The sequence below is a fragment of the Thermogemmatispora sp. genome (assembly GCF_019683635.1).
Taxonomy (GTDB): Bacteria; Chloroflexota; Ktedonobacteria; order Ktedonobacterales; family Ktedonobacteraceae; genus Thermogemmatispora.
Genome location: NZ_JADGIA010000180.1, coordinates 1 through 11,139 on the forward strand (window position 1 = coordinate 1; position 11,139 = coordinate 11,139).

General features: G+C 60.6%; 6 protein-coding genes and 1 tRNA gene. 4 read left to right on the plus strand and 3 right to left on the minus strand.

Annotation, left to right across the window (positions count from 1 at the left end; genetic code table 11):
• Window positions 1-130: 130 nt before the first annotated feature.
• Both IRZ31_RS16840 and IRZ31_RS16845 read right to left on the minus strand, forming a co-directional pair.
• Window positions 131-1,456, minus strand: coding sequence for an ATP-binding protein (locus IRZ31_RS16840; protein ID WP_297155736.1), 1,326 nt, complete (start codon window positions 1,454-1,456; stop codon window positions 131-133).
• On the minus strand, window positions 1,453-2,151 hold the full coding sequence (locus IRZ31_RS16845) for a response regulator transcription factor (RefSeq protein WP_297155737.1): 699 nt from the start codon (window positions 2,149-2,151) through the stop codon (window positions 1,453-1,455). The genes IRZ31_RS16840 and IRZ31_RS16845 overlap by 4 nt, the downstream gene beginning before the upstream one ends.
• 604 nt (window positions 2,152-2,755) lie before the next feature.
• Here IRZ31_RS16845 and IRZ31_RS16850 point away from each other — a divergent pair.
• From IRZ31_RS16850 to IRZ31_RS16865, 4 genes are all read left to right on the plus strand, one after another.
• Window positions 2,756-2,828, plus strand: a tRNA-Thr gene (locus tag IRZ31_RS16850).
• A 529-nt stretch (window positions 2,829-3,357) separates the two neighbouring features.
• A complete protein-coding gene (locus IRZ31_RS16855) occupies window positions 3,358-4,503 on the plus strand; it encodes an acyl-CoA dehydrogenase family protein (RefSeq protein ID WP_363325687.1) in 1,146 nt (381 codons plus the stop codon).
• Window positions 4,504-4,999: 496 nt separating this feature from the next.
• On the plus strand, window positions 5,000-6,655 hold the full coding sequence (locus IRZ31_RS16860) for a ribonuclease J (protein WP_297155741.1): 1,656 nt from the start codon (window positions 5,000-5,002) through the stop codon (window positions 6,653-6,655).
• A gap of 627 nt (window positions 6,656-7,282) precedes the next feature.
• Complete coding sequence (locus tag IRZ31_RS16865) at window positions 7,283-10,273, plus strand: DNA translocase FtsK (protein WP_297155739.1); 2,991 nt, start codon at window positions 7,283-7,285, stop codon at window positions 10,271-10,273.
• A gap of 74 nt (window positions 10,274-10,347) precedes the next feature.
• Here IRZ31_RS16865 and trmD read toward each other — a convergent pair whose 3' ends face one another.
• Window positions 10,348-11,076: a tRNA (guanosine(37)-N1)-methyltransferase TrmD gene (gene trmD / locus IRZ31_RS16870; protein WP_297155740.1), complete on the minus strand. Its 729-nt coding sequence runs from the start codon at window positions 11,074-11,076 to the stop codon at window positions 10,348-10,350.
• Window positions 11,077-11,139 lie beyond the last annotated feature (63 nt).

Sequence of the window (11,139 nt, forward strand, 5' to 3'; positions counted from 1 at the left end):
GGGTACAGAGGGTGGGTAGACCTTCAAAGAAGAAGAAAGCCTTCAGCTCGGATTCTGGCCGCTTTCCAGGCCTGTTGGAATAGTTGGCCTGGCCAGCGAGCAAGGCGTCCTGCTGCCAAACAGGCGAAGGTCATCTCACGGAGAGTACTGGCGTTTCGGAACCAGCGCATTCGATAGGTGCTGGTAGGGCGGCATGAGCGCTGCCGGCCAGCTCACTCTGAGCCAACGGCAAGGAAACAGTGAAGATGCTGCCACGTCCCGGCTCGCTCCAGAGACTGATCTGGCCATGATGCTGCTGCACAATGGCCGCGACAATCGAGAGGCCAAGTCCAGCCCCTCCACTGTGACGCGAGCGCGAGCTATCAACACGATAGAAGCGGTCAAAGATAAGCCCCTGCTCCTCGGGAGGAATACCGATCCCTGTGTCGGCGACGGTAACGCGTGCCTGCCCTTCGGCCTCCAGACCATTGACACGCACCTCACCGCCCGGGCGATTGTAACAGATGGCATTCTCGATCAGGTTGGAGAAGACGCGCGCCAGCAGTAGCTCGTCGCCGATCACAACCAGATCGGGTAGATTCTCAAGCACGAGATTGACCCCATGTTCCTGGGCCAGCGGCTGCAGCTCCTGGAGGACCTCCTCCAGCAGCGGCCCCAGGCTGACCTCACAGCGGGTGCGCAGCGGCTGCTCGCTCTTGACAAGCAGCAGCATATTAGAGACGAGCGATTCGAGACGACTAAGCCCGCGCTCCTGAGCAGCAGCCATCTCCTGATAATCCTCCAGCGTCGCCTGTGGATCACTGGTCACGACTTCCAGGCTGGCACGCATGGCCGCCAGGGGCGTGCGCAGCTCGTGGGCCACGTTGGCGACAAAGCGCCCCTGTTGAGCAAAGGTTTCGCCCAGCCGGGCCAGCATGGCATCAAAGGCGTCGGCCAGCTCCTTAATTTCATCACGCGGCCCCGTCAGCGCCAGACGTGTATCGAGCGTCTCAACACTGATGCGCCGCGCTGCATTGCTGACCTGACGCAGGGGACGCAGAGCAGCGCCAGCCAGCCAGTAGGCCCCAAATCCACCCAGCACCGCTACCAGGGCCAGGCCAATCAGCGAGATGCTCTGCAGCTCCAGCAAGAGGGCGCGCTCAATCGGATTGAGATGACCGCGGGCGAAGCTCTCGGCCAGGCGCTCCGCCAGCGGGGCCGGCAAGGGCGGCAGCGTATTTCTGAGACGCGTGCCATTCGGCAAAACCGTTGTGCGCGGCCAGTCCAGTCCGCTGCTGTGAATGATGCGCGAGAAACCATTAATGGCCGCAATATTGATAAAGAAGAGAAGTGAGAAGCTGAGTACGAAGACCAGCGCAGCGGAGCCGATGGCAATTCGTAAGCGTAGTGGCAAAAAGCGCCTCCGCCCCTGGCGTAGACGCGAGAGGCGCGGGGATGGGAAAGAGAATCTGGTCATGCTTTCTCCTCCGATAGGGCAGAGAGCGGACCGAGACGGTAGCCCTGGCCAACGACCGTTTCGATATAGCGCGGCGCCTCAGCGACGTCTCCCAGCTTGCGCCGCAGTGAATTGATGTGCACGCGCACCGTATTGGTGAATGGATTAGCCTGCGAATCCCAAACGTGTTCAAGGAGCGTTTCCTGACTGACGACCTCACCCTGGTGGCGCATCAGATATTCCAAAATGCCGAACTCTTTGCCGGTCAGCGAGAGGCGCTGATTACCCCGCCAGACCACGCGCGCCACCGGGTCAAGCTTGAGATCAGCGTAGCAGAGGAGCGGCTCACGCCCGCGGAGATCGCGGCGCAGCAAGGCCCCAATACGAGCCACCAGCTCAGCGAAGTAGAAGGGCTTGACCAGATAATCATCAGCCCCCAGCTCCAAGCCGGCCACCCGCTCATCTGGCTTGCTGCGGGCAGTTAACATGAGGATGAGCAAAGCGGGACGAAGTGCGCGGAGGCGGCGACAAACCTCCAGGCCATCGAGGCCGGGTAAATTGAGATCGAGAACAACCAGGTCGTAGTCATTGACTTCGGCCAGCAGACAACCGCGCTCCCCATCGTAGGCGACATCTACAGCATAGCCACGCTGGCGCAACCCCTTCGCGAGCGCGTGCGCGATATCAGGCTCGTCTTCAATGACCAGCAATCTCATATGCTCAGCTCTGGCATCTCTTCACAAGGCAGCCAGGGAAGGCGTTACGCTTAACGTGCGCATCGAGCACGCCTTACCATCTGCTTTCAGCGTCCCTCTCTCTGTCCTTCTATCTCATACCCCGCCTTGTCTGTGCTTGAGGCTGTGAAGCCCGGTAGCAGGTCATGGTCGACTAGAACCAGGCATTCATTGGCAAGGCAGCAGGTCCCTGCCTGACCACTACCTCTAGCAGCCAGGCCCATTGGCCGCAGCAGGGGAAGGTGGCCTGCCACCATGCAAGAACCACCGGTGGCAGGAGATCTGGCAGGCCACCATCCCTACTGGAGGATACCCGGTCGCTGCTCAAGTATACAGAGAAGAGTTCAGAAAAGTATGACGGATATGTAAAGAAAGTTTAAAGCGGATAGCATGCTATCTACCAGCTGCGTCGCCTGATCTGGCGAGCATCTGACCGCCTCCGGCCTGCCTCCGCGCCTCGCGCAGCGCTACGCCCTCTTCCTCCCCCCTCTCTTGCAATCTCAGCCCCATTGTGCTATAGTAGAAAGCACAGAAGAGAGTATCCCAGCGAGCAAAGCAGACAGCGCTCAAGCGAGTGAGAAGAGAGGCCGATGTAGCTCAGCTGGTAGAGCACTCGCCTTGTAAGCGAGTCGTCGTCGGTTCGAGTCCGACCATCGGCTCCGCTGCCCCGGCAGTCGTGGAACGCCGGGGCTTGCCGTATTGTGCAGGGCGTGACGCGACGCCCAGAGCGCAACAGTAAGGACACTGGTGCTGCCTGGCTGTCTTGCGTGTCGAGATCGGTTCAGCAGAGCAGCCCGCGGGCCTGGCCTGATCAGCTGCCCGGCTTACCGCTCAAGCCCGTTTAGGGATTGGAAAGAAATAGGGATGAAATAGGGATTGGAAACTCATCTTGCCCCGCTCCGTTCCTCGCGCCGGCAGTCACCAACGGCACCTGGTTGCAGGACTGCTATAATGATGAAGAGACCGGCAGAGGTTAGCCGTCTGTCCGGTGCAGGCGATGCAGTGGCGCTCAGCCTGTCCGGCGCACCATACCTCGCCTGCCGCTTCACCTCGGTCTGCTCATCTTTCTCTGCCCGGTCTGCGTCAGCCAGTGCCAGCTAGCAAGAGTGAGTGCGCTCGTTCGCTGGCTCCGGCTCTTCCCTGCCCATCGATGGCGAGCCGAAACCAGTAGTAGAACAGGAGCTAGCAGTGCAGTTCGATCTCGATGAAGAGCAACGAGCGATCCGCGACACCGTCCGTCGCTTTACAGAACAGGAGATTGCGCCCCACGCCTCTACGTGGGACGAACAGGAGTATTTCCCGCGCGAAGTCTACCTGAAAATGGCCACCTTGGGCCTGTTGGGCATGACGATCCCTGAGACATACGGGGGCAGTGCCCTGAGCCGGACCGTGGCCGCCCTGGTCTATGAAGAACTGGCCAGGGGAGATATGGCTACCGCTGTCGGCCTGTCGGTGCATAACATGGTGGCTGGCTCCATCGCCCGCTTCGGTAGCGAGGAGCAGCGCGAGCGTTGGGTTCGGCGCCTGGCACGCGGCGAGCTGCTCGGGGCCTTTGCTCTCAGCGAGGCCAGCGCCGGCTCGGATGCCGCCAGCCTTCAGTGCCGCGCCGAACGTCGCGGCGATAATTATGTGCTCAATGGCACCAAGATGTGGGTCACCAACGGAGGCGAGGCTGACCTCTACCTGGTGATGGCCCGTACGAGTCCAGTACGCGGCTCGCAGGGAATTAGCTGCTTTGTAGTCGAGAAAGGTACTTCCGGCTTCCGCTTTGGGAAAACTGAGCGCAAGATGGGCCTGCGCTCCTCTCCCACGCGGGAGCTGATCTTTGAGCAGTGCACAATTCCGCTCGGTCAGCGCCTGGGCGAGGAGGGACAGGGCTTCAAAATCGCCCTCTCGTCGCTGGATGGGGGCCGCATCAATATCGGCGCCATTGCCGTGGGCGTGGCCCAGGCCGCCTTCGAGGTCGCTCGCTCCTACGCCTGCCAGCGAACGCAGTTCGGCCAGCCGATCGGCGCCTTCCAGGCTGTACAGTTTATGCTGGCCGATATGGCCATGAAGATCGAAGCCGCTCGCCTGCTGGTCTACGAGGCTGCCTATAAGCTGGACCACGAGCAGAATGCTAGCATGTATGCCTCGATGGCCAAGTGCTTCGCCACCGATGTGGCAATGGAGGTCACGACTAATGCGGTCCAGGTCCTGGGCGGTGCCGGCTATGTGCGAGATTATCCGGTCGAGCGTTATATGCGCGATGTGAAGGTGGCCCAGATCTTCGAGGGCACCAACCAGATTCAGCGGGTGGTGATCGCCCGGGCCTTGCTAGGGAATATCCGTTAATAGACAAGTGTTCTAGTTTGCAGAAAAAGAAGAAAGTGGCCGATATAAGATCGTAGAGGCTGGTTGGTTCAGTGACTGGCTACCTCAATGGATCGGCAGGCTGGCCAGGAGCAGTAAGCAGGTACCTGCCTGTCTGCAGAGATAGCCACAGCGAGAAGCCCCTCCGGCCCGCCCTGGCTCGCCCCAACTCGACCTGACCCACTCCTGACGGAGCCTGGCACAGGAAACAGCGATAGCGGCGAAGGCAAGAGGCGGCTGCTGCGCGTCAGTCGCCAGCGCATAGCTCTTCCTTGTCTTTGCGCATCGAATATGCTAGACTATTAATAGAATAATAGATCCGAATAGTGTGTATTTCTGATAGTTCAACGTTGCCTAGACTTTTCTGTATTTGGCTATAACTCCTGTTGGCGGAGACAGGAGTCAACATATATCTCAAAAGCAAAGAGTGGGCATACTCATGCTTGAGTGTGGTTAGGAGGTTTTTGTTACCTTGACAATGGAAAAAATTCGACTTATCCCCCTGGGTGGGCTTGGGGAAGTCGGAAAGAACATGATGGTGATCGAGTATGGTGAGGACATCATCATCGTTGACGCGGGGCTGATGTTTCCTGACGATGAGATGTTCGGGGTTGATCTAGTGATACCGGACACCACCTATCTGCAGGACAAAAAGCAGCGTATCCGGGCTATCCTGATCACCCACGGCCACGAGGACCACATCGGTGGTCTCCCCTATGTCCTTCCTGCGCTCGACTTCCCCCCCGTCTATGCCACCCGTCTGACCCAGGGGCTGATCCAGGTGAAGCTGAAGGAACATAAGTTGCAGGATCGCGCCATCGTTAAGATGGTAGCTCCGGGCGATAAGGTGAAACTGGGCAAGTGCACCGCGGAGTTCTTCCACGTTAATCACAGCATTCCTGACGCAGTGGGTATTGTGATTCACACGCCCGTCGGCACCGTGGTGCACACCGGTGACTATAAATTCGACCATACGCCAGTCGATGGGCAACCGGCAGACTTTGGAACACTGGCGCGCATTGGTACGGAGGGCGTTCTGGTACTGCTGGGTGACAGCACGCGAGTGGAGTCACCTGGTTATACCCCCTCGGAGCGTGTGGTCAGCGACTCGCTCGACAAGATCTTTGCCAATGCCCCCGGGCGTATCCTGATCGCCACCTTCGCTTCGCTGATCTCGCGTGTGCAGCAAGTGGTCGATACAGCCGTGCGCTACGGGCGCCAGGTGGCTCTGGTCGGGCGCAGCATGGTGAGCAACGTCCAGATGGCCATCGATCTGGGCTATCTGAACATCCCCAAGCACACGCTGATCCGCGCTGAGGATATCAATAAGCTGCCGCCTGAGCGTATCGTGATCATCTGTACCGGCAGCCAGGGCGAGCCGACCTCGGCTCTGACGCGCATTGCCAACCAGGACCATCGTCTCGTGCGCATCCAGCCGGGCGACACCGTGATCCTCTCTGCAACGCCGGTGCCGGGCAACGAGAAGATGGTCAATCGCACAATCAATAATCTCTTCCGTCAAGGGGCTGAGGTCTTCTATCAGGGCGTCTCGCCGGTGCATGTCTCGGGCCACGCCGCCCAGGAAGAGCTGAAGCTGATGCTGAGCATGATCCGACCGAAGTTCTTCGTGCCAATCCACGGCGAGTATCGCCAGCTGATGCTCCATGCGAAGCTGGCCGCCTCGCTGGGCATCCCCGCAGATCACATCGTGATCGCCGAGGATGGAGATGTGATCGAGGTGACGAAGAACGCGATCCATGCTGTTGGCCATGTCTCCTGCGGCAATGTCTATGTCGATGGCCTGGGCGTAGGCGATGTCGGTCAGATTGTGCTGCGCGATCGTCAGGTCCTGGCTCAGGATGGCATCCTGATGGCCGTCCTGACAGTCGATAAGGAGACTGGGCGTCCGCTGGCTGGACCAGACATCATCTCGCGTGGCTTCGTCTATATGCGCGATGCCGAGGAGCTGCTGGCGAGTGCGCGCGAGCGGGTGCTGGAGTCGTTCGTTGGCCTCAATGGCCACGCCTCCGATTGGTCCTTTGTAAAGGATAAGATTAAGCACACGCTCAGCGAGTTCCTTTACGAAAAGACCCATCGTCGGCCTATGGTCTTGCCAGTAGTAATGGAGGTCTAAGCCGGAACAAGCGCGGGGTGCGCGAGAGCCGCCGCACGATCTGCCGGTCGTCGGCCCCTGCCTCTCGCCTCTCCCGCGTCGCCTCTCCCGCGTCTATTTCCCTGCTCTCTGAATCCACCACTTGCCCCGCGGTAGCTAGCTGTGCTTTGTCTCCTCTTCCTTCTTTGCGACAATTCTGTGACAGATCACTGATGCTCTTGCGACAGCTTCTGCTTATACTTAAGGAAGAGAGCGCACCACGAGGAAGCTCGTCAGCTTAGCATGGAGATGATAGATTCGATCCCTTCTCTGCTCTGTGCTTCTACCGGTTCTCGTCTGTGCGCTCTCTCTTTCTTACCGCCATCCCGCCCGCTCGTGATCCTGGCCTGCTGCCGTGGTCGTGCCCAGAAAATCAGCTCCCCCTAGCGAGGGTCAGTTGCAGAAGTCGCAGGAACCGCGTCCTTCCTGTCCGCTGAGCGCCGATCGGGTCGCGCCGAGCCGCCATCTCCCCACTTGCGCCCCTGGAACATCTGCGCTATCATACTGGTGTTGCTTATAGAATTCTGGCAGGCGCTATCTTGGCCCAAGCGCAGCAGGAGAGGAAGAAGAGCGCCTGTATAGCTCACGGGAGGAGCAGACGGAGCGGGAATGGCTGCCAGCGATCAGAAGAATCAGCGCAAGGAGCGCATTGTTCCGGGCGTAGAGGCGAGGCGGACCTCGCGGGCGAGCGCCGCCGCAGGCGCTGTCGGCTCCAGCCGCGTCCGCGTTGAGCAGCGGACCCCCGGCCCCGCAAACGCCCGACAGGCGCCAAAACGTGCCTCGGCTTCCCGGTCATCTGGCCGCAAAGCTTCCTCAGCCCCATCTTCCCCCCCCGCCGACCAGACGGGGGACGAGCGCTTTATTCACTGGCTCCGCGAACAGTGGCAGCGTCTTGAACCCCATCAGCAGCAGCAGTTTTACAGCTTGACCCTGCTCTTACTCTCGCTGATTCTGCTCAGCGCCTTGACGATCTTCCGTCAAGCCTTCATTCTGAAAGAGTTCTACGCCTTCTTTACAACCCTCTTTGGCTGGTCAGCCTATGTGCTGGCCCTGGGTTCGCTGGCGCTGGCCGTGGCCCTGCTGATCGAGAGTCTGCGCCGACGCAGTCTGCTGCGCTGGTCGCTGGTAGGTGGGTTGGTCCTGCTCTGGCTGCTGGTACTGGCCGAAAGTCAGCTGCTTTTCGGGGGGGAGACCGGTGGATTTGTTGGCGCTGTCCTGGTCTGGCCCCTGCGCAATTGGCCGGCGGCTGTCGGTCACATTCTGATCCTGGGCCTGATGGCCCTGGTCAGCATTATCACCTTCCACATCACCTTCGGGCACATTCTAACCGCCGCTCGCTTTGTGCGTCGGCTCTTCGCCGACCGCGTAGAGAGGCCCGGGACTGGCGAGCACGCCCGCAGTCCTTCGCCTTTCCTTGGCCAGCGCCCCCGCTATAGCCGCTATAGTGGTCAAGCTCAGGCCAGCGCCGGCTCCAGAGGGGATGAAGGAGTCCCCAATGGGACGCGCGCCGGGGCGGTCCGCTCAGCCGCTGATCCATCAGCGGCAACGATGAGCGAGGAAGATGAGGGGATTATCGAGTTCGAGCCGGATTTCGAGATCGATGACGATCGCCAGGACGACAGAGCGCTTCGCCGGCACCAGCCTGGCGAGCGTGCCCGCGGTCCGTATCCGCCGCCTCAGCCGCTTAATCACCAGGAGTATCAGGCCGCCACACGTGGCGCGCAGCAGCAGCCGCTGCCCTTCAACAGCGAGCGGCCCCCCCAGCAGCCGCTGCACATCTCCGCGCAGGACGTTGTCCCTAACCTGCCGGAGATGGAGCCGCTCACGCCCAATCCACTAAAGCGCCAGCCAGCCGCGGAGATGGGGAAACGGTCGCAGCCGCGCAGCGGAGGCCAGCCCTCACCCTCGTCTCCCTGGAAGCTACCAGATCTGAGCCTGCTCAACCGGCCCGAGGATATGAAGCTGCAGATGCTGGGCGAAGATACGGTAGCCCTGGCCAAGCTGATCCAGGATACACTGCGCAGCTTCCGCGTTGAGGCCGAGGTACGGCCCGAAGACATCAGTATCGGCCCTACGGTTATTCGCTTCGGCATTCGCCCCACGGGCAAGCCGGCCATGCAGCCTGATGAGAAAGGGCGTCTGGTTCCCGTGCGCGACGCCTCCGGCAATATTGTCTATGAATCGCGCACGCGCGTGAGCCGCATCATGGCCCTGCAGAACGATCTGGCGCTGGTACTGGAGGCGCGTTCGATTCGCATGGAGGCCCCGGTGCCGGGCCGGCCCTATGTCGGCGTGGAGATTCCTAATAAAAATAGCCGCCTGGTGACTCTGCGCGAGGTCTTGGAGAGCAAGGAATACCAGAGCGCGCGGGCCAAGTCCAAGCTGGCGGTGGCCCTGGGTAAAGATGTCGCTGGTGCGGTCCGCGTTGGCGATCTGGCGCGTATGCCCCACCTGTTGATCGCCGGGGCTACGGGCGCCGGTAAAAGCGTCTGCATTAATGCCATAATCGCCACCTTCCTGATGCAGGCTACGCCCGATGACCTGCGCCTGCTGCTCGTCGATCCTAAGATGGTCGAGCTGACGCACTACAACGGCGTTCCCCACCTGCTGATGCCGGTGGTGACGGAGGTCGATACGGTGGTGGGGCTGCTCAAAAACGCGATTCACGAGATGGAGCGTCGCTATCGCCTCTTCTCCCGGCTGGGTGTACGCAACCTCGACAGCTATCGCAAGCTGCGCAACGAGCGGCTGGCTCGCGGAGATAACTCGCTCCAGAACTTGCCTTCCATCGTCATCATTATCGATGAGCTGGCCGATCTGATGATGACGGCCCCCGAGGAGGTAGAGAGCCTGATCTGTCGTCTGGCCCAGCTCGCCCGGGCTACGGGCATCCATCTCGTGGTGGCTACACAGCGTCCATCGGTCGACGTCATCACCGGCCTGATCAAGGCCAACATTCCAACGCGTATCTCCTTTATGGTCAGCTCAGCTATTGACTCACGGACCATTATCGATATGGGTGGAGCGGAGCGCCTGCTTGGACGGGGCGACATGCTCTATCTGCCCGCCGATGCCGGCAAGCCGGAGCGCATCCAGGGAGCCTTTGTCGCTGATGAAGAGATCGAGCGCCTGGTCACTCACTGGAAAGAACAGGCCTCCCAGCATCGCCCAGCAGGCAGCCCGGAGGTTGAACCTGGCTGGGAGGTTCACGAACAGGAGGCAGAAGAAGCCACGCTGGACGACGAGCTGCTGGAGCAGGCCGAACAGGTAGTACGCGAGTATGGCCGGGCCTCCATCTCTCTGCTGCAGCGGCGCCTGCGTGTGGGCTATGCCCGAGCGGCCCGTCTGATCGACCTGCTGGAAGCCCACGGCATCATCGGGCCCCAAGAGAGCGGCGGGCGCGCGCGCGAGGTCCTGGAGAGCCGCCCGAGCGCTGGTGGAGGTCGCTACGAGGGCGAGGGGCGCACGATGGCCGACGAAGTTGAAGAGATTATCGCCGAGGAGCGAGCCCGGCAAGAGGCCCTGCGACGCCAGCAGGAGCGCCAGCTACGCGAGCCGCGCACAGCCGCCAACGACGATCAGGACGCCGACGAGGAGTAAGCAGCGACGCCAGCTTGTGTTTGCCGGACAGGGCAGGATCGGCGAAGGCCGGCGCTGAGCTGCCCAGGCGCGACTCACCAGCCTTCGGCTTCTAGCTCCTTAAGGAGCTTCTGATCTTCTTTGCTGCTCAGATCAAGCTTGGCAAAGAGATCGGGACGACGACGCTTCGTGCGCCGCAGGGCTTCCTTCCGTCGCCAACGCGCGATTTGGGCGTGGTTGCCGGAGAGCAAAACCTCGGGTACTCGCCAGCCGCGGAACTCGGGCGGACGGGTGTATTGAGGATATTCCAGCAGAGAGTCGCTGTGCGACTCTTCGTGCGTTGAGGCATCATCGCCCAAAACACCGGGGATCAAGCGGGCCACGGCATCCACTATTACCATTGCCGGCAGCTCGCCACCGGTGAGCACATAATCGCCGATCGAGAGTTCATCGGTGGCCAGATGCTCAGCTACGCGTTCGTCAACCCCCTCATAGTGGCCGCAGATCAGAGAAAGGCGCGGCTCCCGGGCCAGCTCGCGAGCGATTTGCTGGTTGAACAGGCGGCCCTGGGGTGTAAGCAGAATGATCGGCCCGCCCTGATAGACGGCCTCGACCGCGGCGAAAATCGGCTCGGGTTTCATGACCATGCCGACGCCGCCACCATAAGGATAATCATCGACGACATGATGCTTATCGGTTGTAAAATCTCGAATATTATGCAAGGCTATCGAGAGCAGACCACGCTCGCGAGCGCGTTTGAGGATGCTTTCAGAAAACGGCCCTTCAAACATGGCCGGGAAGAGCGTGAAGATGTCGATGTGCATCTCTGTCCTACCTGAAGGCTTTGTGTTAAAATAGCACTGACACCGAACGTTGACAATCCCCGG

Coding starts and splice junctions, on each gene's coding strand:
- IRZ31_RS16840 (WP_297155736.1), bottom strand. CDS start 1,456: ATGACCAGATTCTCTTTCCCATCCCCGCGCCTCTCGCGTCTACGCCAG.
- IRZ31_RS16860 (WP_297155741.1), top strand. CDS start 5,000: ATGGAAAAAATTCGACTTATCCCCCTGGGTGGGCTTGGGGAAGTCGGA.
- IRZ31_RS16865 (WP_297155739.1), top strand. CDS start 7,283: ATGGCTGCCAGCGATCAGAAGAATCAGCGCAAGGAGCGCATTGTTCCG.
- IRZ31_RS16845 (WP_297155737.1), bottom strand. CDS start 2,151: ATGAGATTGCTGGTCATTGAAGACGAGCCTGATATCGCGCACGCGCTC.
- trmD (WP_297155740.1), bottom strand. CDS start 11,076: ATGCACATCGACATCTTCACGCTCTTCCCGGCCATGTTTGAAGGGCCG.